Source organism: Roseobacter sp. SK209-2-6 (assembly GCF_000169455.1).
Taxonomy (GTDB): domain Bacteria; phylum Pseudomonadota; class Alphaproteobacteria; order Rhodobacterales; family Rhodobacteraceae; genus Pseudophaeobacter.
This window is the reverse complement of sequence record NZ_AAYC01000001.1, coordinates 607972-634482: the sequence shown is the minus strand read 5'-3', so window position 1 is coordinate 634482 and position 26511 is coordinate 607972. Positions and strand designations below refer to the sequence as shown.

Below are 26511 nucleotides of genomic sequence, written 5' to 3'. Positions count from 1 at the left end.
ATGACTACAAGCATTTTCCATCTGGCCTACCACGTTGACGATTTGGACAAAGCACGGGCCTTTTATGGCGGCCTCTTAGGCTGCAAGGAGGGCCGTAGCACCGAGACCTGGATTGATTTCAACTTCTTTGGCCACCAGATCAGCCTGCACCTTGGCCCCATCTTTGCAACATCCAAAACGGGCAAAGTCGGGGAGCATCTGGTGCCAATGCCGCATCTTGGGGTGATCTTACCTCTCGAAGCCTGGCGCAGCCTCGCAGAGCGCTTGCAAGATGAGGGCATTGCCTTCACCATCGCCCCAACCACCCGCTTCGCCGGGGAGCCAGGCGAGCAATGCACCATGTTCTTTCATGATCCCGCGGGCAACCCCATCGAAATCAAAGGGTTCGCTGATATGGAAGGAGTCTTTGCTATATGATCAACGTGCAATTTGCTGCCCTGCCCGAGCGTTGGGCCAGCTATGAAGCCCCACTCAGAACAGCCTTTCAAAACGCCGGGCTAGAGGTGGACCTGCGCCTGGATCATGCGCCGAGCGAGGTCGACTATGTTGTCTATGCGCCCAATTCGGATCTACAAGATTTTTCCCATCATAGCCGCTGCAAGGCTGTACTCAGCCTTTGGGCCGGGGTCGAAAAGATCACGGGCAATAGCACACTCACCATGCCGCTATGCCGTATGGTCGATCCCGGATTAACGGCTGGAATGGTGGAATGGGTGACCGGCCATGTTTTGCGCTATCACCTGGATATCGACCGCAGCCTCGCTGAACAGGATCGCTGGAACCCCATTGTCCCTCCACTGGCCCGGGAACGCCCGATCACCATGCTTGGCCTGGGCGCCCTGGGAACTGCCTGTGCGCAGGCACTTGTGGGCCTGGGTTTTCCAGTCACCGGCTGGTCACGATCCGCAAAAGACATCCCCAATATCAACTGCCTGCACGGAGAGGACGGGTTGAAAGAGGCCCTAAGAACTGCGGAAATTGTGATCCTTTTGTTGCCTGACACCGCCGCCACGGAGAACACCCTGGATGCCGAAACTCTGGCAATGCTGCCCAAGGGTGCGCGGATCATCAATCCAGGCCGCGGACCATTGGTCGACGATGATGCGCTTCTTGCCGCGCTGGAAACAGGACAGATCGGACATGCTACGCTTGATGTCTTCCGAGTCGAACCCCTGCCCCAAGATCATCCCTATTGGGGGCATCCAAATGTCACGGTTACTCCGCATATCGCGGCTGAAACCCGCGCCAGCACAGCAGCCGAAGTTATTGCCGAAAACCTCCGACGAGGCGAAGCGGGTGAACCCTTCCTCCATCAAGTAGACCGACAATTGGGATATTAAAACAGAAACATGGGGAAGCTGCCCTAGCACCCTCCCCTTTTCAACGCGCCCTGCCCCTTTCATCAGGGGCAGAGCCAAGCAAACACCGCCCCTATTTGGCCGCAAGGCCCCTGCCCTTGAGCAGGGCCTCAACACCGGGCAGTCGCCCACGAAAAGCCGTGTATAGATCCGCCGGATCAACAGAGCCTCCGGTTGACAGGATATGCTCCTCCAGCGCTTTAGCCCGATCCGCGTCAAAAGCGCCTCCGGCCTCCTCGAAAGAGGCAAAAGCATCTGCATCCATCACTTCGGACCACATGTAACTGTAATAGCCGGAGGAATAGCCATCTCCCGAGAAAACATGCGCGAATTGAGGAGAAGCGTGGCGCATGGTGATTGCTTCAGGCATTCCGATACCCGCCAATACCTCATTCTGCTTGGCCATGACATCTTCTGGAGCCGCCCCTTCGTGAAAGGCCAGATCCACGAGCGCGGAAGACACATATTCCACAGTCTGGAAGCCCATGTCGAAATTCGCGGCACCCAGCACCTTTTTCAACATGTCCTCAGGCATTGCCTCATCAGTTTCCGCATGGGTGGCAAATTTCTGCAGAACTTCCGGCACCTCCAACCAATGCTCATAAAGTTGGCTGGGCAGTTCGACGAAATCGCGCGCCACTGACGTGCCGGAGATGCTTTCATAGGTCACATTCGAAAGCATCTGATGCAGGGCATGGCCAAATTCATGGAACAGGGTGCGTGCATCATCCCAAGAGAGGAGTGCAGGATCGCCTTTGGCGAAGTTGCAGACATTGATCACCACTGGGGTCTGGATCGCCGGAAATTTCGCCTGCTGGCGCATTGCAGAGCACCAGGCTCCAGAGCGTTTGGAACCGCGCGCAAAGTAATCTCCAATAAAGACGGCCAAATGCTGCCCGTCACGGGTCACCTCCCAGGCGCGACAATCTGGATGATAAAGCGGGACATCCAAGGGTGCAAAGGTCATACCGAACAACCGGGTTGCGCAATCAAAGCTCGCCTGGATCATTCGGTCGAGCTGCAAATAAGGTTTCAGCTCTGCCTCATCCAGGTCATGTTCAGCCTTACGTCGCTTCTCCGCATAGTAGCGCCAGTCCCAGGGCTCCAAAGAGCCATTGATGCCATCCTCGCGCATCATCTCTGTCAGCACTTTGGCATCCGCTTCTGCTTGTGCCTTGGCCGGCTCCCAGACATCCATCAAAAGGCCGCGCACCGCATCGGGCGTTTTGGCCATCTCGGTTTCCAGCTTGTAGTCGGCAAAACTGCTATACCCCAACAGTTCTGCCCGTTCCTGGCGCAGTTTCAGGATCTCGGCAGCGATGCCTCTGTTGTCGGCTTCCCCCTCCCCTTCGCCGCGCGCCGCCCAGGCCCTGAAAGCGATTTCGCGCAGATCCCGACGGGTTGAGAATTGCAAAAATGGCGTAATCAGAGAGCGCGAGAGGGTCACAACCGGGCCATCGACCCCTTTTTCAGCGCCAGCCGCCTTTGCGGCTTCCACCACAAAACCGGGCAGCCCTTCCAGATCGACTTCGGCCAGCTCCATGAACCAGTCACGCTCAGAAGCCAGAAGGTTCTGCGTAAAGCGGGTGCCCAGAGTGGCCAGTTGGCCTTTGATTTCCTGCATGCGCTGGTCTTCGTCACCTTCCAGCGCGGCACCTCCGCGGACGAACCCACGATGCGTCAACAGTAGCACGCGCTGCTGCTCATCGCTCAGAGCCAGCTCTTCACGTTGATCCCAAACGGATTTGACACGCGCATAGAGGGCCTTGTTGGCTGTGATTTCGGAAAAATGCGCTGCCAGTTTTGGTGAGAACTCCCGTTGCAGCTCTTCTCGCTTTGGGTTGCTGTCCGCACCTGCAACGGTGAAAAAGACCCCAAGCACCTGCTCCAATTCCCGACACGGGGTTTCCAGCGCCTCAATCACATTGGAGAAACTTGCAGGCTCCGGATTACTGGCAATCGCATCGATCTGGATTTTGTGCTGTTCCAAGGCCACATCCAGGGCCGGGGAAAAATCCTCATCCGAGATGCGGTCGAATGGTGCGATTTCAAAACGGGTATCCCATTGAGAGAGAAGCAGGTTTGACATGAAAAACTCCTTTGTGGCCAAGGCTAACGGCAAAGCCAAAGCGTCGCAATCGGGCAAGTCATCGAACCGGTCGCGACACTGATGAGATCAGAGCCAAAGAAGGAGTTTCAAGCGCTTTTAGGTGGCGTTACAGATCGGGCACTCTTCGTTTCGAGAAAGTCGGATTTTCCGGCTTTCTCCATAGAGCGCATCATAGATCAGCAGCTCATCCCGCAGGACCATCCCCGCACCCGTGATGTGTTTTATTGCCTCAACTGCCATCATCGATCCAACCACACCGGGCAAAGGCCCGATAACCCCCGCCTCAGAACAGGAAGGCGCCAACCCCATTGCAGGAGCTTCTGGGAAGATACATTGATAGCAGGGCCCGCCCTGTTTCGGATGGAAAAGGCTGAGCTGCCCCTCCCATTGAGACAGTGCACCGGAAATCAATGGCTTGCCCAACGCCACCGCAGTTCTGTTTACCAGATAGCGAGTATCAAAATTATCGGTGCCATCTAGAATGAGATCATATTCAGAGAAAAGCTCCGTAGCGATTTCCGCATCCAAACGTCGGTGATAGGGGCGTACGATGACATAGGGGTTTTGCGCCTCCATCGCGGCCTGTGCCGAGAATACCTTTGGGGTGCCGATATCTTTGTCTCGATGGATGACCTGGCGCTGCAAATTGGCATTTTCAACGATGTCATCATCGATGACACCAATTGTGCCCACCCCGGCAGCGGCAAGATATTGCAAGGCAGGGGCGCCCAGGCCACCTGCTCCGATTACCAGGACCTTGGCCTGCTTTAATCGCTTTTGCCCAGGACCACCAAGTTCCCGCAGCACGATATGACGCGCATATCGTTCCAGCTCGGTTCCTGAAAAGGTTGGTGCAGCGTCTGACATGGGCGGTTCCTTGGGTTGCGCGCGCGTCCGTAGCATTGAGATAATACGCCAGTACCCAAGAGCCAAGAGGCCAAATCCGCCCAGAAGGAGCCAGGGTTCGACCGATCCCCCTGTAGATTGCCGGAGCCCATGTAGCGGGGGCAAGGTGAGATGCAAAAGAAGCACCACGCAGTAGAGCAATCCTACGACACTCAGCCGAAGCAGTCGCGAAAACCGCAGGAACTTTCCGCCCCACCAGATCAGAGCTGCAAGAATTAAAATGCGTAGCACCCGGTCTCTCCTTAGCTTCCCAAAACACTCGACCTGAATGACGGCTCGAGGCGGCATTGCCTAGCCCCAAAAGAGTAAGGCGCAAGAGGAGTAGAAGATAACAGGCCTCGACAGACTGGCCACGAAGATCCGTGCAGAGGGAATTACCCTGCCTTCCCTGGCGCATGAGCTGCAGTGCCGTCACCTCCCACCAGACCTGCCAGACAGCGGCAATCAGCGTATCATTTGCGGACAGAACTATGGGTACAGCGCCGCCAGAACGGCTTGCCAATGGCTGAACGGCAGACTGTGCCCGGCTCCTTTCACGACGATCAAATTGGCCTTCAGCTCCTCAGCAAAGCTGCGCGCGCGCGGCAAAGGCACAATTCGATCCTCTCTCCCGTGTAAGAAGACCAACGGGGCAGGATGTTCTGTGACACGGGGGCGCCATTCGGAGGCAATCAAACGACAATCGTTGATAAAACTGTCGTTTCCCGCGCCAACATGGAAAAAATGCCCCTGCCACATCAACTCAAGCACTTCTGGGTCACGACAGGCTTCCAGATCCGCTGGGGCGTCCCGAAATACGGTCTGTGCAAAGGCGCTCTGCCCCTCGAGGCGCAGTTTGCGATCCCCCAGAATGGACAAATAGCGCAGCAAAGGCAGTGAGGTTCGTGCAGCGAGCGCAAGGATCCTCTGTTGTGTTGGTGCGGCAGCAAAATCGCGCAGGCTGCACATTGGCGGGGTGATCGCTAAGGCAAATGTCTTATGTAAGCGCGACCCGAGTTTCTCCCCGGCGCAACAAGCGAGAATTGCCCCCGCATCATAGCCCACCAGGGTCACTTCATTGAGGTCAAGATGATCCGCCAAGGCCGCGAGATCCTCGCCATAGTTTTCCGGGTGCGATAGCAGCCCCGGCCAGCCGCAAGACCCCCCATGCCAGGGGCGTGCCGGTGCGATCCAGCGCAGACCAAGCCGGTACAGCTCCACCTCGGCTGCGCGGGGCAACTGGTTGCCACCCAGGCAGCCGTGCAAAAAGATCACCGGGCGTCCCGACGGGTCACCGATTTGGCGATAGCTCAGCACTCGCCCATCGGGGAGGCGCAGTTCACTGGTCTGTCCTGCGACTGCGGTCGCGCGATCCAGCTGTGGGCTGGACACACTGACCACCCGCCCCAGATGCAGCAAGTCCTGTAACCCTGAGGTGTGAGTTTTGACGAAGATCGCTTTGATTTGCTGTCGAATGGTCTCAACTGAACGGCCCCGCAAATGGGCGGCTTCTTGCGGGCTGTGCCCTTCGACCAGCAGCCCAAGCACAGCATTCTCCGAAGGTGTAAGCCCATAGAGAGCCCGCATTGCCATCTCAGCGCCCGCGTGCCAGGGAATGTCAACTGCAAGACATTGTACCCCCTCTCCATCTTCCAGCGCCTCACACCGCAGCAGGATAGGTTTGCCGGTATCTCTGCGCATCAACCGGAGCACAGGGGCGTGCTGACTTTGCCCGCGCGAGAAACGCTGAACCGCCCCTAGCGTGTCGGCAGAGAGTTCAAGCCTGTCCAACGACTGACCCTCAACCAGCCCCAGGAGTTCACATGCCAAGAGGTTGGGTGCAAAAATGCGCCCCTGTCGATTTATACGGAACCTGGGGCAATGTTCAGCGCCGTCGTGCGCTTGTTGCCCGGCCTCAGGGAGAGCGGCAAGCAACGCTTCAGCCCTGAGCACATGGTCTTCGAAATCACTGAGCAGAGCCTCAAACCTGCGTCTGCTGCTATCTTCAGCCAGGCGCGAATCCGCCAGGGCCAGCAGTTCGGCAAAGCCGCTGGGGTCCACCGCCGTCGCATAGATTGAACCAACTAGCGAGGTGAAATCATCCTGCTCCTTCATCGCACCCCTGTCATGGCATCTCAGTTTTCTCACCGCATATAACCAAAACTGGTCATGAGGCGTAAGAGCAAAGCCGGTAAGGCAGATCTCAAAAGATTTGAAAGTGATTGGAAGGACTTCGGATACTCATGCGCCTATTTTTTGTCTTCAGTGCAGGGTTACTCCTGTTGCCCGCGACGCTATCCGCTGCTGAATGCTTGCCTGCGACCATCCGCTTTTCTGACAAGGGTACCGCCGAATACATCGTGCCTGACGCCGATGAGGCCACCTTGAGACACCGCGACTATGGGTCTGCGCCGAGTGCTGATCATCTCTTGGTGACATATGAAGGGGATGGCTATTGGGTGCCCCGCCAGGATCTGGATGCGGCGCAGGTCGTCCTCGGTCTAGGAGTGGATAGTTTTCACTACATTGGACCAGATCACTGTGCACCTAACGATCTGCCAATCGCGCTTGATCTTACTCCAACCGGCGATCAGGTGGTTTCCATTGATACTGGCGTACAGCCAAAATCGGGCCTCTGGAAACTGGAAGCAACGCCGGTCACCTTTGAAGGTTGCCCGGCAATCATGACCCAAAGCATGCCCGCCAATATGGTGGCATTGCCCGCAGAGGCAACAACGCCGCAGCGCCTGACCTTTGCCTCCCCCTTCCATCCAGACCAGCTGCAAATGAACGCCTATGCATCACAATGGAAAGCAACAGCACCTGGCAACTGGGAAACCCGTGCGATGGAGCATGTTTTTGCGCAATCACCGGCCTATGGCGGAAAACGTTCCTATCTGCAGTGGACCTTGACCGTGAACAGTCCGGATCGGATCTCACATCGCTCCGAGATGCATGTTGCCCTGCCACCAGAAGCTATCGCAGTTTTCAAAACAGACCATTGCGCGGCGATCTCGACCGGGAACTGGATCCGGGTAGGAGACTGAAACAATGCTGAAAAAACTGATGATTGCCACTTTGTTGGCAGGAGTTTCCGCCCCCCTTGCCGCCAACGAAACGACACGCAGCACCTTTGTGCTTGATGCCTCAGGGTCAATGTGGGGACAAATTGAAGGAGTCGCCAAGATAACCATAGCCCAACAGGTCTTGCAGAAACTGTTGGTGGACCTGTCACCAAATCAAGAAGTCGGCCTCATGGCCTATGGGCACCGGCAAAAGGGAGATTGCAGCGATATTGAGCAATTGATTGCCCCTGCTGCGGGTACCCGAGAAGCAATTTCCAAAGCGGTTGATGCGATCACTCCAAAAGGAAAGACGCCTCTCTCTGCTGCAGTGATACAGGCCGCCGAAGGCCTGCACCTCAGCGAAGAGAAAGCAACCGTCATTCTGATTTCCGATGGTGAGGAAACCTGTGGACGTGATCCCTGTGCCATCGGGGCGGAGCTGGAAGCCGCTGGTGTTGATTTCACCTTGCATGCGATCGGCTTCGGCATCGCCGATGACGCCGCGCGAGCGCAATTGCAATGCCTGGCTGAAAACACAGGTGGGGTCTATCTGGATGCCAAGGGCGCAGAGGGGTTGTCTGCGGCGCTTAGCCATGTGACCAAAGCGGCTACAGGTCCAGAGGCTGCTGCGGCCAAAGCAACCCTAACTGGTCCCGCCAAAGCCCGGGCTGGCCAGGTGATAGAAATCGCATGGCAAGGTCCAGGCGAAGCCGGAGACTGGATCGGCACCCTTGCTCCGAATGCTGACGTAGGCGCCTTTTCGTCTCGGATCGGTATTGATCACGGCAATCCAGCTCCTCTTCCTGTGCCGCCGCAAGAGGGCCCCTATGATCTTGTATATGTACAGGCAGAAACCGGCGAAGTTTTAGCCAGACAACCGCTTGAAGTAACCCCAATGGTGGCCTCCATCAGCGCCCCCGCCTCTGGCACTACCGGAAGCTCTGTGTTGGTCAACTGGCAAGGTCGCGGATCAGAAAAAGACTTTGTCGGCATCGCACCCAAAGCAGAGGGCTTTCCGGCCACCAGTTTCTATTTCGAAACCATCGGTGCCGCGCAACAATCCCTGCGTATGCCCTCTCATCCAGGGGACTATGAAATTGTATACATAGCCACAACAGATCCCTGGACAGTACTGGCCCGTACCCCAATTTCTTTGTCAGATCCAAAGCTAAAATTGAAGGCTCCGGCCTCGGTCTCAGCCGGAGTAGAGTTTGGCGTTCTTTGGACAGGCCTTGTCCCCAATCCAAGTGACTATATCGCGCTGGCCAAACCTGACGACCCACTCCCACATTTGAGTGGTTATGCTGCAACGGACAGCCATTTCATTCGCCTCACCGCGCCTGACGAACCGGGTCAATATGAGCTGCGCTTTTTCTATGCTGAGGCGGACCGCATTGTGGCCACCCGCTCCCTCTCTGTCGAATAGGCTGAAACATGCAATTTATACCTCAAATGCTCGCCCTGTTTGGGGCGAAAACAGGCCGTATTGGCGAAATGATCCGGGCATCGCTCTCTGTCCTGGGATCAGATGTCCGAGTTTTCCTTCCGTTCCTGATCCTCTTTGTCCTGAAAGCCGGTCGGGGGCTTTTGGCCCTCTATCTGCTTTACCTTGGTTTTGTGACCCAGAATTGGGATCAGGCCTTTCCTTTGATGCTTGTCTTTCTGGCGTATTTGCCCTTCGAAATTCTTGTCCAGATTTTCCTGCAGGCAGCGATGAGCCAAATGACACGGGATGTACTGATCAGTGGTCAGGTCAGCAGTATCGGGATTGCAAAGACCCTGTTCGGCAACCTGTTTTCCCTGCTGTTCATCGGCTTAATCTCGGTCTTGGTTCGGCGAGCATCGGATAGCAAACAAGAGGGGTTTCTGGGATTTCTAATTGCGATCGTGGTCTTCGTTGTCGCAGAGGTTTGGGATCTGGTATCGAACTTCGGGATTTCCGCAATTGTCGTTGAAAAAGCCGGTATCAAAACGCTGGTCACACGCCTGAAAGAGCTGCGCAGCCATGTCCCAGAGGCCCTAGTGGGCGTTATCGGTATTGACCTGGCAGGCGGCGTGGCACAGTCCATATTCGCAGGCAGCGTTGTAGTTGGCCTTTTTGGCGGTGGCGCTTTTGGTTACCTTTTTGCTGACAACCTTCCTCACGGATTTCAGGCCCAGTTTGGTGAGATCACAGTAAACACACTGCCTTCACTTAGTGTCCTCGCGCTCAGCTTTACCCTTTCCGGCTTCATAGCTGCAGCGACGGTCTTTGCAAAAAGCCTCTACTTCACCAGCCTGTATTTGTTTGTCGTTCACAAGGACAATCTGCCTGATGAGAAAGCCCCTTCCCTAGAGCAGATGCTGCTCGTCGGGAAAAGACGCACCACCTGAGGATTGAACACTCCCATTGGCAGCAGCTTCTCCTGCTACGACAAAGGCAACTATGTGGACAAATCTAAAAACCCGCCTTCTATTTACTCCAAGGGTGAGGGAGCCTGCCCTCCTCTGCCCTTGGTTCCCGCAGGGTTCACATCCGGCGAGTTAGAGGCGTCCACGATTTCTTTCTCCGTTCGTTCATAGACCGTGAGAAGCCTGGCGGCTCGTTTCACGGTGCCGAGCGGGAGGTCAGTACGCGGGGAAATACAGAGAAATGAGCTTGATAGCCTCCTGGAAAGGCGTTTGCGGAAATAGAAGGCCCGCCCACATCGCATGAGGTAAAGGCCGACGCAGTGTTTTGGTTTCTTATGGTAGGAGTCGGAGCGCTAGCGCGCATTGTGCGCAACGGATTGTACTACACACAGTGTCACAATTTCGATTGACTGAGACACATTTCCTAAAATGAGCCCGCGAAAGCTCTCTTTTTCTTCGTCTTTTCATGAGAAGTGGCTGGGGTGGTAGGATTCGAACCTACGATCTTCAGTACCAAAAACTGTTGCCTTACCACTTGGCCACACCCCATCGGTGAGCCGCGTTCTAGTGGGAGTTTGAGGGGGGCGCAAGGGGGTTTCTTACAATTTGGGAACATTTTTTTTCCGCCCCCTCGAAGCAGCGCCAAATTTGATCTCACACCCCGCTCTGGCTTAGATCCGCAGCAGAACAGCACCTTCTCTATTACCTGTTTCCACAGCCATGTGAGCATCGCAAGCATCTGAAAAGTCGTAAATTTTCTCGATTTCGACAGTCACAGCCTTTGCTTCCAGGGCTTCGTGCAGCTTGGCAATGGCATTGGAGCGTTGCGTTTCGGTCAAGAGATAAACAAGGATGATCTCGACCGTGACGGCCTTAAAAAGGAGCGGCAGGAAGGGAAATTCCGGCTGCATTTCTTTTGCTGAACCATAGGCAACTATTCGGCCGTTTTCCGCAACGACTTCGGCATCCACTGCGAGGTTGGCGCCAAACTCGACCTCAATGATCTGATCGATTTTCTGTCCCGCATTGGCCTGCAGAATTTTGTCGGCAAGATTTGGGTCAGAATAGTCCAAAACGGCTCCTGCCCCTGCATCCTTGACCCGATCAAAATGGGCCGCGCTACAGGTCGCAATGACCTGTGCCCCGCCCCACTTGGCCAATTGCACCGCCAACATTCCAACAGTGCCTGCGCCGCCCTGCACCAAAATGGTTTTTCCCGCAACGGGGCCGTTTCCAAAGACGGCAAAGCAAGCCGTTAAACCAGGAATCCCCAACACGGCGCCCTCTTCAAGGCTGACGCTCTCGGGCAAGGGGACGGCTTGAGACGCAGGTAGGGCAATCTGCTCAGCCGCTGTACCGCAGGAACGGCGAAACTGCCCATTCCACAGCCAAACTCTCTGACCGATCCGTTCTTTTGGAACCCCGCCCCCCACTGCTGTAATCACTCCGGAACCGTCGCTGTGCGGAATGATGTAGTCCCAGGGAAATCCACTCAGACCAGGCTGCCCTCTGGTGCGCATCTTTACATCCGATGGATTGATCCCGGAAAAGGCCAAATCCACCCGGACTTCTCCGGTTCTTGGCTCTGGTAGAGCAACTTCCTCAATTTGCAACACATCATCTGCCGCACCAAAGCGCCGGTAAGTTACAGCCTTCATCTCGGATTTCCTTCTTTCCCTAGTCCGCTGCAGCCAAAGCCATCATGCAAGGACATGCAAGCAAAACCAAAGGTCTTGCCAAACATGGTAAAAGACGGAACTTGCGACACCCCGGCGCGGGAAAGTGAGCGTGACCAGCATAACAAAGCAACATGTGTCTCGTCAAAGAGATAGAAACCCAGGGGTCGCACCTGCGCTTTGAGTTAGCGACAAACCCAATACCCCTTACCCTGAGTGCACAAAGGGTTTCTGTTTTGGTACCTCTCCCTCAGGTCACTAGAGCTGCGCACCATTCGCGGTTTTACAGATCGAAACCTTAGTCTGGCACACCGGCCTGTTTGAGCGCATGAGCCCATTCCCCGCCCGCTGGAGTACCTGCGGCTGGATGGTTGCGATTGTATTGAGTGATATTGAAATCTGGACTGCTTGCGATCAAATCCTTCACCACCGCCTTGGCTTCGCCCTCTCTCCCGCTGAGTTGCAGTGCGATAGCCTTGGTGCGCAGGCTCCCGGGATAATTTGAATGTATCTGCAGAGAGCTATCCGCGAGTTCAATCGCCCTTTCATAGTTCTGCGCTGAGAGATTGGCAAAAGCCGCGACAGAGTCAAAATAGTAGCGTTGTGGACCCAGAGGCGTGAGCTTTCGCGCTGCATCAGTCAGCTTCACAGCCTCGATAGGATGATCCTGATACGCACTGGTCGCTCCTTTTAACAGTATCGCCAGGGCTTCATTCGGGTTGTCTTTTAGGGCGAGATCATAGGATTCTTGTGCCAAATCAAAGTGGAACAGCAGGTGGCTTGCAATGGCCCCCTTCAGGGTGAGCGCCAAAGAAAAGGAAGGGTCCGCAGTCAAGGCACTACTGGCGAGTTGAGTTGCCAATTGAGCATCCAACTGCCGATCACTCGAGAAGCCTTTTTGCACACGGAACACATGCCAGAAGCCAAGCCAGGTGAGGACCAAAGGATGTTTGGGATCCCGATCCAAGAGGACATTTAGAATCTCACGCGCACGACCAAAGCGATCAGGCGTCATTTCCTGCATCATGGAAATAGCCGCCATCAGTAAGGTATGCCCTTCCAAACTGGATAGCGGTTTAAACCCGGAAACCCTAACGGCATCACCTACCAAGGTCTGACCTATTTGACGCGTCGCTTGTTCCAGCGCCGCACTTTTACCGAGCATCAGATCTGACAAGGCCCCTTCGAAGTGACGCGACCAGATCACCTGCTCTCGCTCAGCATCGTGCAGCTCTATTTCTGCTGACATTTGCTGCCCATTGGCCCGTACTGATCCGGAAACCAAGAATTTGACGCCTGCGACGGCAGAAACCTCAGATGGCCGCACCCTTGCCAGATCAAACTGGCGCGAGGCCAGATAAGAGGTCACTGTGAAGGCTTGACTGCGTGCAAGGCAACGCGACAGCTCTTCGGAGATCAAGGATCCTAGGGGAGAGGTATCTTCTCCAGGAGCGATCTGCACAAAAGGGAGAACCGCGATCAGCGGCAGAAGAGGGGCTGACCTTGGGCGAAAGTCCTGAAAAGTCTCAACCACAGGGCTCGAAGATAGTTCCTCGCGTGTCTGCTTAAGCCACTTTCCAAAGTTTGCCTCATAGGGGAGTTCGAACCCCTCCATGAATTCCAGACCGCGCACGTTTTCCTCAAAGGATATGCGCTGCAGATCCAGCGTCACTCTTTCGCGGTTGGCATCAATCAAGCGCGCAGCTTCGGGGCCTAGATGTCGGCGAAGGGTCGAAAGGGCTGTTCTCAAGCTTGCCTTAGCCTGCTCGGGCTGTGCCAAACTCCACAGTGTCTGCTCCAAGAAAGCGCGAGTTCTCACACCCGATTCAGCGGTAGACAACAAGGCCAACAGAGCTTGATGTTTCGCTCCCAGAGGAATTGTCTCACCGCTCGGAGAGGCAACCAGAAAGGCACCAAATTTTCGAATTCTAAGCAAGGTACTCATAATACATTCCTAATACAATCACCCCACAGTCAAATTACAACAATACAAAGCAAACTTGTAAATAAAAAAAATCATTCACACTCAAAATGGCATCAATCGATTACTTCGATGACTTGTCTAAATGTTTTGCAACCATCGAGGGAGTTGCAACAATAACAAAGAGGTAGATCCGCAACCGGATCGCAAATCCCCATGTGTGACGCATCTAGACTATTTTTCATTGCTTTACAAGTTAAGGAATAGCAAGAAGCGCACACCACAACCAAAGACTCAAGCTTATAGACCCGTTTTTCCTGAACCACGCAATGCAGAAGTACCGCAGCAGAGACACGCGATAGACAGATTGGTCGCCCACGTGACGCACTTTGCAGGGTCTCACCTCATTTTGCCCTTCACTTGATGAGGACAAAATGGTCGCGCAGCCATGCGCTACTATCCTTGCCAGATAGCCTTCTTCCCTCTGGCTGCTAGAACAAAGAACCCGGCACTCTGGACGAGAGCCGGGCCGAATGTGTCAGTTGTGAGGTTGGGGCCTAGCGAGAAGCCCCTCCCCAGGGCTTATTGACGGCTCAGAACTTTCCATTTTCCGTTCTCAACCACAGAGATAACAATGTCATCCGCGCCGCGATGATCATCCGGGCCATAGGTAACCTTTGAGTCGGTAAGATCGTCGAAGTAGTTCAAGCTTTCCATGCCTTTGATAAAGCTCTCATGTGTCAGATCTTGACCCGCTGCCTCCAGCGCTCGCACCACTGTATCTGCAGCCGAATATCCCAGCATCGCAAATCCACTGGCCGGGTGACCAAACTTGGCCTCATAGTCCGCCATAAATTTGGCCGGAACCGGGTCCTCAGCACGGGCCACAAGGTCGACCCAACCGGCAGCCGCATAGAGACCTTCGGTGACACCACCAGGCACAGCGGCAACCACGTCCAAGAAGCCTGCGGAGGTGTTCAGAAACTTCACATCCGTCCAGCCAATCTTCTTGGCGGTTCCGACCACGGTAATGCCCTGGCGAACGCCCAGAGCCATGGTCACCACATCACAGCCGGCTGCTTTGAGTTTGGTCAAGGATCCCACAAAATCCAACTCATCCGGCTTATGGGTGGTTTCAGCAGCAAAAGACAGTCCCAGCTCCCTTGCCGTTTCCGCCGTACCCTCTTGAATTTCCTTACCAAAATCAGAAGGGATATACATAGAGCAAACTTCTTTGGCGCCAAACTCACCCGCAAGATAGGTGACACCCGCATGCACCTGATCATAGTAGCTTGAGAATCCAATGAACTTGTTCTCAACCGGGTCCTGCAGCATCTGCCGTGCGGCGGTCAGAGGGCCCACGTTAGGAATGCCTTTCGGATCGAGCAGCTTGAACCCGGCGATATTCATCGGGGTGCCTAAAGACAGCAGCATCGCAAAGACTTTGTCACGATTGAGCAGCTTGTTATAGCCCTGCATCGCACGTGGGATCTGATAGCCATTGTCTTCCACAACAAAGCGGAGCTGGCGGCCATGCACGCCACCCGCAGCATTGGCTTCCTCGAACCGCATATTTGCGCCGTTCACGGCGGGTACGCCAACCGCAGCGAAGATCCCGCTCAGGTCATTTACCGACCCAAAAACCACTTCACTATCGCTAACGCCTTGCGTCTCTGCCCAAGCTGTCGTGCCCGAAGCCAGAGCAAAAGCCCCAGCCACGGCAATGGATGTCAGTTTTTTCATAGTTTTCCTCCCTAAGTTCCTTTGCGGTGCGCCAAGGGCACCGTCAGTACATCTCTTCGATCAATGCCTTGTGTTTCTTCTCCACGAAGCTGCGTTTCAGTTTCATAGTCGCGGTGAGCTCGTCGTCTTCTGCTGTCAAAAGAACATTGATCAGGCGGAAGTCCTTGATTTGCTCAACGCGGGCGAAATCCTTGTTCACCGCTTCGACCTCTTGCCGAATTTGTTCAACAACTTCCGGAGCAGCACAAAGAGACGCAAAATCACTAAAGGGTATCTTCCTGTCTTGTGCAAACTTTTCCACATTTTCCTGGTCAATCATGATCAGACAGGTCAAATACTTGCGCCGATCTCCAATAATAACTGCATCGGCAATATAGTGACTAAATTTTAGGCGGCTTTCTATTTCCGCTGGGGTAATATTTTTTCCTCCGGCTGTAATAATTATATCTTTAATACGACCAGTAATTGTCAAATCCCCGTTTTCATCAACGCGGCCAACATCCCCTGTCCGCAACCAGCCGTCGGCGGTAAAGGTCTCGGCGGTCTTCTCATTGTTACGCCAGTAGCCCTGAAAATTGTTCAGGCCCAGAGTTTGAATCTCTCCCTCCTCCGAGATCCTGAGCTGAACGCCAGGAACCGGTCGCCCAACTGTGCCGGGGCTGTTTTTCTCAAGCGTGTTGATGGTGGAAATGCCCGCATTCTCGGTCATTCCATAGCCTTCGATCAGGGGCACACCGATAGACCAGTACCATTTCAACAGCTCTGGTGAGATGGGCGCCGCACCGGTGCCACCCCGGCGCATCTTATCCATGCCCAGCATCCGCCGCAGGTTGCGCAAGACAGCAAAGTCCCAAAAGGCATATCGTGCAGACACACCACTGGGGGCCTCTCTTCCGGTCATCACATAGTCGGCGCGTGCTGCGCCCGCCTTGATCGCCTGATGGAAAGCCCAGCGCCCCAGCGGCGTTGCTTCCTGTGCCAGGACAAGCACCCGCGAGTAGATTTTCTCCCAAACGCGCGGCACCGCAAAGAAAGTCGCGGGTGAGACTTCCTGCATGTTGTCAAAAACCGTCTCGGGGCTTTCAGCAAAATTCACCGTACTAGCGGCGCCAAGCGGGAAATAGACCGAGACATTGCGTTCCAGAATGTGGCAGAGCGGCAAAAAGCATAGTTGCTCATCTTCACGGCTCACTTCCAGGGCGCGGGCCCCGGACTCCATAGAGGCCAGCACGTTCTCATGCCCCAGCATCGCGCCCTTGGGCATACCAGTGGTGCCAGAGGTATAGATCAAAAGCGCAGTATCCTCAGGTCGGGATTTCGCGATCTCCGCTTCAAAGCTGCCCGGATGCTGCGCCTCATAGGCGCGACCCAGATCGTAGAGCTCATCCAGGAATAAACAGGCATCATGTTCCAGGTCATGCAGCCCATCACGCTCATAGATGATGACCTTGGCAAGGCCGGGAACCTGATCCGCAATTTCCAGATATTTGTCGAGCTGCTCATCGTTTTCAACAAACAGGAAGCGGCTGTCGCTGTCATTGACCAGATAGGCCAATTGCGCGGCGGAGTCGGTAGTATAGACACCCGAGGCGATGCCGCCTGCCCCCTGCACCCCCATATCCGTGTAAAGCCACTCACGCCTGTCTTCGCTAAGGATCGAGATAACCTCGCCGCGTTTCAAACCCAGAGAGAGGAGGCCCAGCCCGATCCACTTGGCATGGTCCCAGTAATCCGACCAAGAGTAGCTCTTCCAGATCCCCATGTCCTTTTCCCGGTGCGCCGTCCGGACGCCCAGGGTTTTGCAACGGGTCTCGAACAGTTTTGGAATGGTATCGCAACCGTCCACCAGAATGGGGCGTTGGCCAGGATCGGCATTAAAGGAGACGCCATTGATTTCTATCTGTGAGGGTGTCCCCGTGACTGAAGTCTGCATGTTCATTTCAATCCCCCTAGCGCCAGGTCTTCTTGCGTTTCCAGCGTTTTTCGCCGCGCTGACCTTCTTCCTGATGCCCCAAGTAGAAGGATTTGATATCCTCGCTTTCCATCAGGCGATCCGCTGAACCATCCATCACGATGCGCCCGATCTCCATCACATAGCCAATGTCGGCGAGCTCCAGCGCAATGCGCGCGTTCTGTTCAACCAGCATCATGGTCACATGCTCTTCGCTGTTCAGGCGACGTAGAATAGCAAAGATTTCTTGCACCAGCAGAGGAGACAGGCCCAGGCTCGGCTCATCCAGCAACATGATCTTTGGCCGCAGCATCAGCCCGCGGCCAATGGCCAGCATCTGCTGCTGTCCACCCGAAAGCGTCCCAGCTTCTTGACCACGACGTTCCGCCAGAATTGGAAAATAGTCAAAGACCATTTCCCGATCCCGCTCAATCTCTGCCCTGTCACCGCGCGTATAGGCGCCAAGGCTAAGGTTCTCATCCACGGTGAGAAGTGGAAACACCTCACGCCCCTCTGGCACATGCACGATGCCCTGCTCCACAATCTTGTGCGGTTCGTGCCCCTGGATCGGTTGACCATCGAAGAGCACCTCGCCCTTTTCGGGATCCATGATCCCGGAAATGGTCTTGAGCAATGTGGACTTACCGGCGCCATTGGCCCCCAGCACGGCTACGATCTGCCCCTTGTCAACTTTCAATGACACCCCTCGGATCGCCATGATCGGGCCATAGAAGCTCTCCAGGTTGTTGATTTCCAGCAAAGCTTCCCCCATCACGCCGCCCCCGCTCCCAGATAGGCCTCGATCACCGCCGGATTGGATTGCACCTCTGCGGGTGTGCCTTCGGCCAGTTTTGCGCCATCGGCCAAGGCCAGAACCCGGTCAGAAACACCAGAGACCAGACCCATATCGTGTTCCACCATCAAAACGGTGATGCCCATCTGCTTGCGGATGTCATCAATCCACCAGCGCATGTCCTGGGTTTCCTCCACCGAGAGGCCTGAAGCCGGCTCATCCAGGAGCAGCAGGCGCGGGCCAGAGGCAAGAGCACGCCCCAGCTCCACCACTTTGCGCACCCCATAAGGCAACCCTGCGATCATCTTGTTGCGGTAAGGCTGCAGATCAAGGAAATCGATGACCTCCTCCACAGCCTCCCTGTGACGGTGCTCTTCCCGCCGCACACGTGGGGCAAAGAACATCTCCTCTAGAAGTGTGGTCTTGCGGTGCCGGTGCCGGCCGACCAGTAGGTTCTGCAGCACGGTCGCATGATCAAAGAGTTCGATATTCTGGAAGGTCCGGGCAATGCCCAGATCCGCAACTTCATCCGGTTCGCGATCCAACAGGTTCTGACCATCAAAAGTAAACTTGCCAGCGAAGGGTTCATAAAAGCGAGAGATCAGATTGAAGACCGTGGACTTTCCGGCTCCATTGGGCCCGACGATCGCATAGACTTCGCCTTCCTCCACCGAAAAGCTCAGATCATTCACCGCGACCACACCGCCGAATTTGAGCGTGGCATTGTTGATTTCCAAAAGGCTCATCTCAGGCGCTCCGTTTTCAGATAGGATTTCTGGCGACGGAACATGTCTTTGCGGGCAAAGGGGAAGAGCTCCAGCCAGATGCGGATCTTGAGCCAACGCCCGTAGATACCCATGGGCTCAAACAGGATGAACAGGATCAGGATCATACCAAAGACCCCGGTCTCCAGCCCTGGAATGGCAACCCCACCGCCAACCAGTCCATCCTTCAGGATCGAAAGCGCCTGCGGCAGGAAGGCGACAACTACGGCCCCGAAAAAGGCACCATGGATCGATCCTAAGCCGCCAATAACAATCATCATCAACAAGGTGATGGAGATCACGATCGAGAAGGTCTCGTTGTTGAAGGTGCCGGCATAGTAGCCCATCAGGGCCCCGGCCCAGCCGGTGATCATGCAGGAAAGCCCAAAGGCGGTTGCCTTAGTACGCGCGATATGCACGCCCATCGCAGTGGCAGAGACCTCACTATCGCGCACCGCCGCAAAGGCACGCCCCAAGGGGGAACGCAGCAGATTGCGGTAGAACAATGTGCAGCAAATAGTGACGACCAGAACCAGATAGTAGAACCGCGATGGCATGGTCCAACGTTCGATCTCGAACCCGAAAATAGTTATCATTTCCGGGAACTTGCCGGAAACCCCACCGGTCCAGGGCTCCATCAAAACAATGATGTCATCCGCCAGGATCGACAGAGCAATGGTGGCAATCGCCAGGTAAATCCCATGCAGACGAAGTGCAGGAATGGCGACTATCGTTCCGATTACACCGGTGATGACCCCGGCAAGCGGGAAAGCAATGACAAAGGGCAAACCCTGTTCAATCAGGATCGTATTGGTATAGCAGCCCACCGCCAGAAAGGCCGCGTGCCCCAGGCTGGCCTGGCCGGTCTGACCGGTAAGCAACATCAAACCAAGACCGGCAATCGCCCAGATCAGTACATTGGTGACTTCGCCAAGGTAAAACTCATCAATCAAGTAGGGCAACGCAAAAGCCAAAGCCAGAAGCGCAGCATAGACACCCAAGGTCCAGCGGTCCTGAAACAGTCGGATATCGTGTTCGTAAGAGGTTTTGAAATGGATCCGCATCTGATCAGACCTTCTTTACGCGCACTTGGCTGAACAGCCCATGCGGGCGGAAAACCAGCACCGCCAGCAAAAGCGCATAGGGAGCGATCTGCGAATACCCAGCAGCAAAATAGCGGGCTGCAAAGGGTTCGATGACGCCAACGATCAGCCCCCCGGCCAATGCACCAGGCAAGGAACCAAAGCCGCCAATCACTGCCGCCGCAAAGGCCTTAATCCCCAGAAGTCCTGCGTTTGGATCAATCGCCCCTTTGGAGGCAAAAAGTATCCCCGCAACGGCTGCAGTTGCCCCGGACAAGCCCCAGATCAGCCCCTGCACACGTTTTACAGGGATCCCCATGAAATAGGCCGCCATCTGGTTCTGGCTGGCTGCCTGCATCGCCAAACCCAGTTTGGTTTTTTGAAAGAACTGGTAAAGCGACCAGGTCAGCAGGAAGGTCACCACGATGACCGCCACATCCGCCATGCCCAGCACCACGCCGCCAAACTGCAAATCCCCAAGCGCCAGCGGGCTTTCCAATGTCTGCGGCTCATGCCCCCAGATCAGGCCGGCGATAAAGCGCAGGACAAACCCCATAGCTATCGTCAGAATGACCACAGCCGTTTGACTCTGCCCAAAAAGATGACGAAGCACAAAGAGATCCAGCAGATACCCGAACACCGCCATGATCGAAATCGTCAAGGGTGCGGCGATCCAAAATGGCAAATCTAGATATTGCGCATTTGTGAGTCCAAGCGCCACAAAGGCGCCAAGCATCATGAAGTCACCCTGGGCGAAATTCACCGCCTCTGTGGCCTTGTAGATCAGAACAAAGCCAAGCGCGATCAAGCCGTAGACACAGCCATTCGCAAGCCCGCTGACCAAGAGCTGCAATACTTCCAAATTGTCCTCCCCCCGCCCTCTTGGGAGCGGAATACAAGCCTGCGCCAAGCAGGCCTTTTGTGCTGTTCACGAAAACGTCAGGCACCTTCTCCAGTGCGCATTTCCCCAGCCTCTGCAAAACAGACTAAAGAGTATGTTTTTGACCTGTCAATTGCAGCGACCCAGCGTCAGAACGGTAAATACAGCCTGTTTTTTAGGCCTTTTCACGCCTAGGCTACTTTCAATCGTCTTGTAGAAGTTTCTTCTCAATGCGGTCTCTGGTGTTGCTTGCGATCAACCCACAAGCGAAGATTTCGACACCCGAATCCCCTCGGCTGTCTGTGCTTTGCCACAGGTTCTGACCCTCACATCATGCGGAGATTGCGCCCTAGGTGGGAAGCCTGCTACCAGCTCAAAGATCCTTTTTCTTCCTTGGCGCAACGATGCTCGAACCCCTTAGCTCTTCAAAACGTGAAATCCTCGACGCAGCGGCGGAGTGTTTTATGTCGCTAGGGGCGGAAGCAGCTTCAATCGATGATATTGCCGCCCGGCTTGGATCTACTAAAGGTCGGATTTACCATCATTTCCCCTCAAAGGGTGCCCTGCTCGCGGCGGTTCAACTTCGCGCAGCTAGCTTCACCCATTCTGCCGTCGAACCTGTTGTCGACGCCGCACTCCCGGCCCTGGCGTGTTTAACCAACATGAGCCGTACTCATGTCTATACGGTCCTGAACAGTCTTGCCTACCACAAGGTGATTCTGCAGACTTACACAGGCGCGCGTGCCAAGGCGGTTACAGATGTGGAAAAGGACCTGCAGGATCGTGTCCGACAGGGACAGCGGGCTTATGAGCTGCTTTTTCGAGAGCAAATCGCCCGTGGAATCAGCGAGGGCTCTATTGAAGATCGCAATCTGACTGTCGCCGTGGCAGGCCTGATGCTGATTCTCAACTCACCGGTTTTTTGGTTCCGCCCCGAACGCGGGGCATCGCAGGAGTTCCTCGATACAATCGCACGCGATGTGACCAGCATGGCCCTGGCGAGCCTGCGTTCCTGACCTGTTTCAGACCAGAAACCGGTTTTTGCTCAGCTCCCGTAAAACAGAACTAAAACGTGTCGCAGCCGGCGAGAGCTGATGCTCTCTTCGCAGACAAATCCCGACCGGGCCAGATGTCCCAGAGGTTTGAATGGGCAAGCGAACCATGCGGCCTTGCTCCAGATCCTCTTGGACGACACCCTGGCTGATGATCCAGATGGCCTGATGCTGATAGACGAACCGGCGTCCAAATTCAGATGAAACCGTCTCGAGAGGGAATTTGGGTGCGATTATCCCTTGCTCCAGGAACATGCCTTCAACCAAAGGACGGATGATAGACCCCTCGGTAGGCATCAGAACCGGGAAATTCTCAAAGGTATCCGGTGAAAGCTCCACCTCAGATGCGAGCGGATGTGTGTTGGATACCACAACAGCGACGCTCTCATGGAATAGCGTCTGAAACTCAACCCCCGCCATCTGTTCCGGTGCAGGCAGGCGCCCGACAACCAAGTCCAGATGCCCGCGCCGCAGCTGATCCAGAAGGTATCTGTTGTCGCCGGACACCACGCCAATGCGGCTGCGCGAACCTTCGGCGTTGATCTGCGCCACAGCGTCAGGCACCAGATTGGCCGCGACCGTTGGCAGAGCACCGATTGCCAGCCTTGTCCCCTCTTCCGCTTCCAGCCCTTGCAGCAAAGAAACGCCATCACGGGCCAGCGCCAGACTTCGCCCAGCGTGATCCCGGAACATCTCCCCATAGGCAGAGAGCCGAATACCCCGGCCATCGCGCTCCACCAGGGGTTTGCCACAGACGGTTTCCAGCTCTCGCAAGGCCCTAGTTGCGGCAGGCTGGGTCATCCCCAGCGCCTCAGCCGCCAGGGTCACACTGTTCTGGCGCGCCACCTCAACAAAGACCTCCAGGTGACGCAGCTTGAGCTGAGCAGACAATCTCATATCATTTTTGCCATGCATTTATCCATATTTTCGCATTATACAGTGCATTTTTGATATGCAACAGTTCCATCACCCAGAACACGCGGGACAGTGACAAGGAACAGTGGCTAGGAATAGGGCATGACAGAAAATCGTTTTGACATAGGAATGTCCGTCCGACGCGCCACCTTGGGCGATGCGCATGTTGATCGCGCCGAGGACGCCAAGACTGATATTGATACCGCCTTTCAATCCCTGATCACCGAAGGCGCCTGGGGCACGGTCTGGGCCTCCGATGGCATTGCACCGCGTGAACGCTCCATGCTGACCCTGGCTCTTTTGGCGGCCCTTGGGAATTTCAGCGAGATTCCAATGCATATCCGCGCCACCGCACGGACCGGCGCCAGCAAACAGGATGTGATAGAGGCCTTTCAGCATGTGGCAATCTACGCCGGGGTTCCCCGCGCCAATCACGCCCTGAAACTAGCCAAACAGACCTATGCTGAGATGGAGGCGGAGACCTCCGCTGACCAGACCTGAGCATTCGCGCAGCAGCACAGAAAAGGACACCCAGAGATGCAAGACAGGCCTTTACAGCAGGCAGAGTTCTATCAGCGCGACCGGCGCTGGCATCCGCCTGCTTATGCCAAGGATTACAAAACCTCGGTGACCCGTTCCCCTCAGTTTCCCTTGATCAGCCTGGAGAATACCGCCAGCGAGATCACCGGTCCGACCTTTGGGCACAATGATCTGAACCCAACCGACAATGACCTCCTGAGCAATTTTGCCGCTGCCGGGCAAAGCCCGATTGGAGAGCGCATCATCGTCCATGGCCGGGTGCTGGACGAAAACGCCCGTCCGGTACCGGAGACACTTGTCGAGATCTGGCAGGCCAATGCTTCAGGCCGCTACCGGCATAAGAAAGACAGCTATCTGGGCGCACTGGATCCCAATTTTGGCGGCTGCGGGCGGACCATGACCAATGCAGAGGGATATTACTACTTTCGCACCGTGAAACCCGGCGCCTATCCTTGGCGCAACTGGGTCAATGACTGGCGTCCGGCCCATATCCATGTCTCTGTCTTTGGCACCGGCTTTGCCCAGCGCCTGATCACCCAACTTTATTTTGAAGGCGACCCCCTCATCGCCCGTTGCCCGATCGTGAATACTATTCCCGATCCGGCTGCGGTGGATCAGCTCATTGCGCGTCTGGATATGAATGCCACCATTCCGCTGGATACAATCGCATATAAATTCGACATCGTGCTGCGCGGGCGGCGCTCAACCCTGTTTGAAAACCGGCTGGAGGGAAACTGATGCAGCAGGATCTCAACTACCTCAAGGAAACCCCCTCTCAGACCGCAGGCCCCTATGTGCATATCGGCCTCGCCCCTGGCGCCGCGGGGTTTCAGATCTACGAGCAAGAGCTGGGACAGGAAATCGCAGGTCCTAATGCCAAGGGGGAGCGCATCCGTGTCGAGGGTCTGGTCATCGACGGCACCGGCTCACCAGTCAAGGACGTATTGCTGGAGGCCTGGCAGGCCAATGCGGCAGGGATTTACGCCCACCGCGAGCATCCCGGCGAGACCGAAGAGGGGTTTCGTGGCTGGGGTCGTGTCATCACCGATTTTGAGACAGGCGAATGGGGCTTTGATACCATCAAACCCGGTCCCGTCATGGGCCGCAATGGGCAGATGATGGCCCCGCATATCAACCTCTGGATTGTGGCACGCGGTATCAATACCGGCCTCAATACCCGGATCTACTTCGATGATGAGGCCGCGGCCAATGCCAAGGACCCGGTGATCAACCTCGTTGAGTGGGAACGCCGCCGCGCGACCCTGATCGCAAAACGCAGCGACCAAGAGGGCCAGTTGCTCTACCGTTTTGACATCCGTCTGCAGGGCGAAGATGAAACCGTCTTCTTCGACATCTAGGGAGTTCAGAGACATGACAACTGAAGCTCAGGGCAAACCCTGCATCATCTGCGTTGCCATCACCGGATCCGTGCCGCAGAAGGCGCATAACCCGTCAGTGCCCATCACGGTCACTGAACAAATCGAAAGCACCCAGGCCGCCTTTGAGGCTGGCGCCGCCATCGCCCATTGCCATGTGCGTGAGGAGGACGGCACGCCGACTTCGGACCCTGAGCGTTTTGCCCGCTTGATGGAGGGGCTGCAGGAACATTGCCCCGGCATGATCATTCAGCTCTCCACCGGCGGCCGCTCAGGTGCGGGCAAGGCGCGTGGCGGAATGCTACCTCTGCGCCCCGATATGGCCTCGCTCTCGGTGGGCTCCAACAATTTCCCAACCCGCGTCTATGAGAACCCGCCGGATCTTGTGGATTGGCTGGCCTCGGAAATGCGGCAATATGAGGTCAAGCCCGAGATCGAGGCTTTTGACCTCTCCCATATCCACCAGGCGGTGAAGCTGAACCGCAAGGGCGCCATTCCCGGCAAGCTCTACGTGCAGTTTGTCATGGGAGTGAAGAACGCCATGCCAGTGGATCGAGAGACATTTGATTTCTACATCCAGACGGTAAAGCGACTGGCACCAGAGGCCGAATGGTGCGGCGCGGGCATTGGTGCCGGGCAATTGCAGGTCAACGAATGGGCCATCGCCGCAGGCGGACATACCCGCACCGGGTTGGAAGATAACCTGCGCCTGGATAGGGAGACCCTTGCCCCCTCCAATGCCGCTCTCGTCCAACGCGCTGTAGAGCTCTGCGAGAAATACGAGCGACCCGTCGCCACTTGGCAGGAGGCCCGACAGATCCTAGAGCTGCGTCCGGCCTGATCTGACACCCTTTGCCTTGCAACCTATGCGCGCTAAAGTGCCGATCTGTTTCAGGCAAGGGAATTGAGTTTTGGCATTTTTAGCAGGCAAGCCCGCTTTGGTCATCTTCGATTGCGACGGTGTTCTGGTAGATTCAGAGCCGATTTTTCTGCGGGTCTTGCACCGGCACCTGATCAAGGCTGGCGCCAGCCTGACACATACGGAGTGCTGCGCTGCTTTCATTGGCAAAAGCAAAACCGATGTGGAAACCTATCTGCTCTCGCAAGCGCTCCCGATACCGGCGGATTGGCCCGAAGCCTTTTATTCCGAGGCCATGGTCGAGCTGGAGCGCGATTGCGTGGCCGTTGACGGCATTGCAGAGGTGTTGCATGCGCTGACCAGCAGCGGCATTCCCATCTGCGTCGCATCCAACGGGCTGCGGGACAAGATCGAAATCACCCTGTCCTGCACAGGGCTATTGCCCTTCTTTGAGGGTCGCATCCATTCTGCCTACGAGGTTGGTCGCAGCAAACCAGCACCGGATGTGTTTCTGCATGCGGCAGAGTTTCATGGTGCAGCGCCAGAACACTGTCTGGTGGTGGAAGACAGCCCCAGCGGGGTAGAGGCGGCACAGGCGGCGGGTATGGGTTGCTTTGCCTATACGGCCGCCAGTGCCCTCCCGCCGGGCCGTCTGTTCGGCGCCCAGCCATTTACCGCCATGGCACAACTGCCCGGCTTGCTGGGATTGGAACTTCGGGGCTAAGCGCCGCCGCTTTCCGGCGTATCAGCCATCGCCTCACCAGACAGATCCTTCAGGATCGGGCAGTCCGGCCGGTCGTCGCCGGCGCAGCATTTGACCAGCTCGGTCAAGGTATCGCGCATAGCCTGCAGATCCGCGATCTTGGCTTCGATCTTGCAAAGGTGCTCGTTTGCTAGTTTTTTCACATCTGCACTGGCACGGCTGTTGTCCTCATAGAGCGCCATCAGCATGCGGCAATCTTCGATGGTGAAACCCAGCGCCCGCGCACGGCCCAGAAAGGCCAGCTTGTGCAAATCAGTCTCCGCAAAGCAGCGATAGCCGTTCTCGCTGCGGTGCGGTTTGATGAGGCCGATGTCCTCATAGTAGCGGATTGTCTTGGCTGGCAGCCCTGAGCGGGCCGCAACATCACCGATATTCATGCAAAACCTC

The 26511-nt window shown here is 55.8% G+C and carries 24 protein-coding genes and 1 tRNA gene; 11 read left to right on the top strand and 14 right to left on the bottom strand.

What is annotated here, in order from left to right:
* Together RSK20926_RS03105 and RSK20926_RS03100 are read left to right on the top strand one after the other, a co-directional pair.
* Positions 1–417 (top strand): VOC family protein, encoded by a 417-nt coding sequence (locus tag RSK20926_RS03105; RefSeq protein ID WP_008204321.1) that lies wholly within the window; start codon positions 1–3, stop codon positions 415–417.
* Positions 414–1340, top strand: a complete 927-nt coding sequence (locus RSK20926_RS03100) for a 2-hydroxyacid dehydrogenase (protein ID WP_008204320.1) — start codon at positions 414–416, stop codon at positions 1338–1340. Before RSK20926_RS03105 ends, RSK20926_RS03100 begins: the two co-directional genes overlap by 4 nt.
* A 91-nt stretch (positions 1341–1431) precedes the next feature.
* Here RSK20926_RS03100 and RSK20926_RS03095 read toward each other — a convergent pair whose 3' ends face one another.
* From RSK20926_RS03095 to RSK20926_RS03085, 3 genes are all read right to left on the bottom strand, one after another.
* Entirely contained in the window at positions 1432–3447 is a 2016-nt protein-coding gene (locus RSK20926_RS03095) for a M3 family metallopeptidase (RefSeq protein ID WP_008204319.1), read from the bottom strand.
* A 117-nt stretch (positions 3448–3564) separates the two neighbouring features.
* Entirely contained in the window at positions 3565–4605 is a 1041-nt protein-coding gene (locus RSK20926_RS03090; RefSeq protein ID WP_037253374.1) for a HesA/MoeB/ThiF family protein, read from the bottom strand.
* 237 nt (positions 4606–4842) lie between these two features.
* Complete coding sequence (locus RSK20926_RS03085; protein WP_008204317.1) at positions 4843–6468, bottom strand: alpha/beta hydrolase; 1626 nt, start codon at positions 6466–6468, stop codon at positions 4843–4845.
* A gap of 128 nt (positions 6469–6596) precedes the next feature.
* On the opposite strand from RSK20926_RS03085, the gene RSK20926_RS03080 reads away from it, so the two are divergent.
* The 3 genes from RSK20926_RS03080 (at position 6597) to RSK20926_RS03070 (ending at position 9791) form a co-directional block, all read left to right on the top strand.
* Positions 6597–7400 carry a hypothetical protein gene (locus RSK20926_RS03080; RefSeq protein WP_008204316.1) on the top strand — a complete coding sequence of 268 codons (804 nt, stop codon included), beginning with the start codon at positions 6597–6599 and terminating at the stop codon, positions 7398–7400.
* A gap of 4 nt (positions 7401–7404) precedes the next feature.
* Entirely contained in the window at positions 7405–8844 is a 1440-nt protein-coding gene (locus tag RSK20926_RS03075) for a VWA domain-containing protein (protein WP_008204315.1), read from the top strand.
* Between the two features lie 68 nt (positions 8845–8912).
* Positions 8913–9791: a hypothetical protein gene (locus RSK20926_RS03070; protein WP_232281836.1), complete on the top strand. Its 879-nt coding sequence runs from the start codon at positions 8913–8915 to the stop codon at positions 9789–9791.
* 492 nt (positions 9792–10283) lie between these two features.
* On the opposite strand, the gene RSK20926_RS03065 is transcribed toward RSK20926_RS03070, so the two are convergent.
* The 9 genes from RSK20926_RS03065 to RSK20926_RS03025 form a co-directional block, all read right to left on the bottom strand.
* Positions 10284–10358 (bottom strand) — tRNA-Gln (locus RSK20926_RS03065).
* Positions 10359–10480: 122 nt separating this feature from the next.
* Complete coding sequence (locus tag RSK20926_RS03060) at positions 10481–11467, bottom strand: NADPH:quinone reductase (protein WP_008204312.1); 987 nt, start codon at positions 11465–11467, stop codon at positions 10481–10483.
* 316 nt (positions 11468–11783) lie between these two features.
* On the bottom strand, positions 11784–12734 hold the full coding sequence (locus RSK20926_RS23115; RefSeq protein WP_232281835.1) for a tetratricopeptide repeat protein: 951 nt from the start codon (positions 12732–12734) through the stop codon (positions 11784–11786).
* 1254 nt (positions 12735–13988) lie between these two features.
* The gene (locus tag RSK20926_RS03050) at positions 13989–15149 is read right to left on the bottom strand and encodes an ABC transporter substrate-binding protein (RefSeq protein ID WP_008204310.1); all 1161 of its coding nucleotides are present in this window, start codon (positions 15147–15149) and stop codon (positions 13989–13991) included.
* Positions 15150–15192: 43 nt separating this feature from the next.
* Complete coding sequence (locus RSK20926_RS03045; RefSeq protein WP_008204309.1) at positions 15193–17088, bottom strand: AMP-dependent synthetase/ligase; 1896 nt, start codon at positions 17086–17088, stop codon at positions 15193–15195.
* Positions 17089–17098: 10 nt separating this feature from the next.
* The gene (locus RSK20926_RS03040; RefSeq protein ID WP_008204308.1) at positions 17099–17872 is read right to left on the bottom strand and encodes an ABC transporter ATP-binding protein; all 774 of its coding nucleotides are present in this window, start codon (positions 17870–17872) and stop codon (positions 17099–17101) included.
* Positions 17872–18639: an ABC transporter ATP-binding protein gene (locus RSK20926_RS03035; protein ID WP_008204307.1), complete on the bottom strand. Its 768-nt coding sequence runs from the start codon at positions 18637–18639 to the stop codon at positions 17872–17874. Before RSK20926_RS03035 ends, RSK20926_RS03040 begins: the two co-directional genes overlap by 1 nt.
* Positions 18636–19721 (bottom strand): branched-chain amino acid ABC transporter permease, encoded by a 1086-nt coding sequence (locus tag RSK20926_RS03030; RefSeq protein ID WP_008204306.1) that lies wholly within the window; start codon positions 19719–19721, stop codon positions 18636–18638. The genes RSK20926_RS03035 and RSK20926_RS03030 overlap by 4 nt, the downstream gene beginning before the upstream one ends.
* Before the next feature lie 4 nt (positions 19722–19725).
* Positions 19726–20601 (bottom strand): branched-chain amino acid ABC transporter permease, encoded by an 876-nt coding sequence (locus RSK20926_RS03025; protein WP_037253370.1) that lies wholly within the window; start codon positions 20599–20601, stop codon positions 19726–19728.
* A gap of 422 nt (positions 20602–21023) precedes the next feature.
* On the opposite strand from RSK20926_RS03025, the gene RSK20926_RS03020 reads away from it, so the two are divergent.
* Positions 21024–21635: a TetR/AcrR family transcriptional regulator gene (locus RSK20926_RS03020; RefSeq protein WP_008204303.1), complete on the top strand. Its 612-nt coding sequence runs from the start codon at positions 21024–21026 to the stop codon at positions 21633–21635.
* Positions 21636–21641: 6 nt separating this feature from the next.
* On the opposite strand, the gene pcaQ is transcribed toward RSK20926_RS03020, so the two are convergent.
* Positions 21642–22568, bottom strand: a complete 927-nt coding sequence (gene pcaQ, locus RSK20926_RS03015; RefSeq protein ID WP_050773031.1) for a pca operon transcription factor PcaQ — start codon at positions 22566–22568, stop codon at positions 21642–21644.
* Positions 22569–22688: 120 nt separating this feature from the next.
* Here pcaQ and pcaC point away from each other — a divergent pair, with 120 nt between their 5' ends.
* From pcaC to RSK20926_RS02990, 5 genes are all read left to right on the top strand, one after another.
* Positions 22689–23087, top strand: a complete 399-nt coding sequence (gene pcaC / locus RSK20926_RS03010; protein WP_037253367.1) for a 4-carboxymuconolactone decarboxylase — start codon at positions 22689–22691, stop codon at positions 23085–23087.
* Between the two features lie 36 nt (positions 23088–23123).
* Positions 23124–23864, top strand: a complete 741-nt coding sequence (pcaH, locus tag RSK20926_RS03005) for a protocatechuate 3,4-dioxygenase subunit beta (protein ID WP_008204299.1) — start codon at positions 23124–23126, stop codon at positions 23862–23864.
* Complete coding sequence (pcaG, locus tag RSK20926_RS03000) at positions 23864–24484, top strand: protocatechuate 3,4-dioxygenase subunit alpha (RefSeq protein WP_008204298.1); 621 nt, start codon at positions 23864–23866, stop codon at positions 24482–24484. Before pcaH ends, pcaG begins: the two co-directional genes overlap by 1 nt.
* Positions 24485–24497: 13 nt before the next feature.
* On the top strand, positions 24498–25343 hold the full coding sequence (locus RSK20926_RS02995; protein WP_008204297.1) for a 3-keto-5-aminohexanoate cleavage protein: 846 nt from the start codon (positions 24498–24500) through the stop codon (positions 25341–25343).
* Between the two features lie 70 nt (positions 25344–25413).
* Entirely contained in the window at positions 25414–26085 is a 672-nt protein-coding gene (locus RSK20926_RS02990; RefSeq protein WP_085979692.1) for an HAD family hydrolase, read from the top strand.
* Here RSK20926_RS02990 and cueR read toward each other — a convergent pair.
* Positions 26082–26501 carry a Cu(I)-responsive transcriptional regulator gene (gene cueR / locus RSK20926_RS02985; protein WP_008204295.1) on the bottom strand — a complete coding sequence of 140 codons (420 nt, stop codon included), beginning with the start codon at positions 26499–26501 and terminating at the stop codon, positions 26082–26084. The genes RSK20926_RS02990 and cueR overlap by 4 nt on opposite strands.
* Positions 26502–26511 lie beyond the last annotated feature (10 nt).

Excerpts from the sequence above, each read along its gene's own strand:
- RSK20926_RS03105 (WP_008204321.1), top strand. The coding sequence starts at position 1 with ATGACTACAAGCATTTTCCATCTGGCCTACCACGTTGACGATTTGGAC.
- RSK20926_RS03100 (WP_008204320.1), top strand. The coding sequence starts at position 414 with ATGATCAACGTGCAATTTGCTGCCCTGCCCGAGCGTTGGGCCAGCTAT.
- RSK20926_RS03095 (WP_008204319.1), bottom strand. The coding sequence starts at position 3,447 with ATGTCAAACCTGCTTCTCTCTCAATGGGATACCCGTTTTGAAATCGCA.
- RSK20926_RS03085 (WP_008204317.1), bottom strand. The coding sequence starts at position 6,468 with ATGAAGGAGCAGGATGATTTCACCTCGCTAGTTGGTTCAATCTATGCG.
- RSK20926_RS03080 (WP_008204316.1), top strand. The coding sequence starts at position 6,597 with ATGCGCCTATTTTTTGTCTTCAGTGCAGGGTTACTCCTGTTGCCCGCG.
- RSK20926_RS03075 (WP_008204315.1), top strand. The coding sequence starts at position 7,405 with ATGCTGAAAAAACTGATGATTGCCACTTTGTTGGCAGGAGTTTCCGCC.
- RSK20926_RS03070 (WP_232281836.1), top strand. The coding sequence starts at position 8,913 with ATGATCCGGGCATCGCTCTCTGTCCTGGGATCAGATGTCCGAGTTTTC.
- RSK20926_RS03060 (WP_008204312.1), bottom strand. The coding sequence starts at position 11,467 with ATGAAGGCTGTAACTTACCGGCGCTTTGGTGCGGCAGATGATGTGTTG.
- RSK20926_RS23115 (WP_232281835.1), bottom strand. The coding sequence starts at position 12,734 with ATGTCAGCAGAAATAGAGCTGCACGATGCTGAGCGAGAGCAGGTGATC.
- RSK20926_RS03050 (WP_008204310.1), bottom strand. The coding sequence starts at position 15,149 with ATGAAAAAACTGACATCCATTGCCGTGGCTGGGGCTTTTGCTCTGGCT.
- RSK20926_RS03045 (WP_008204309.1), bottom strand. The coding sequence starts at position 17,088 with ATGAACATGCAGACTTCAGTCACGGGGACACCCTCACAGATAGAAATC.
- RSK20926_RS03040 (WP_008204308.1), bottom strand. The coding sequence starts at position 17,872 with ATGGGGGAAGCTTTGCTGGAAATCAACAACCTGGAGAGCTTCTATGGC.
- RSK20926_RS03035 (WP_008204307.1), bottom strand. The coding sequence starts at position 18,639 with ATGAGCCTTTTGGAAATCAACAATGCCACGCTCAAATTCGGCGGTGTG.
- RSK20926_RS03030 (WP_008204306.1), bottom strand. The coding sequence starts at position 19,721 with ATGCGGATCCATTTCAAAACCTCTTACGAACACGATATCCGACTGTTT.
- RSK20926_RS03020 (WP_008204303.1), top strand. The coding sequence starts at position 21,024 with ATGCTCGAACCCCTTAGCTCTTCAAAACGTGAAATCCTCGACGCAGCG.
- pcaQ (WP_050773031.1), bottom strand. The coding sequence starts at position 22,568 with ATGAGATTGTCTGCTCAGCTCAAGCTGCGTCACCTGGAGGTCTTTGTT.
- pcaC (WP_037253367.1), top strand. The coding sequence starts at position 22,689 with ATGACAGAAAATCGTTTTGACATAGGAATGTCCGTCCGACGCGCCACC.
- pcaH (WP_008204299.1), top strand. The coding sequence starts at position 23,124 with ATGCAAGACAGGCCTTTACAGCAGGCAGAGTTCTATCAGCGCGACCGG.
- pcaG (WP_008204298.1), top strand. The coding sequence starts at position 23,864 with ATGCAGCAGGATCTCAACTACCTCAAGGAAACCCCCTCTCAGACCGCA.
- RSK20926_RS02995 (WP_008204297.1), top strand. The coding sequence starts at position 24,498 with ATGACAACTGAAGCTCAGGGCAAACCCTGCATCATCTGCGTTGCCATC.
- cueR (WP_008204295.1), bottom strand. The coding sequence starts at position 26,501 with ATGAATATCGGTGATGTTGCGGCCCGCTCAGGGCTGCCAGCCAAGACA.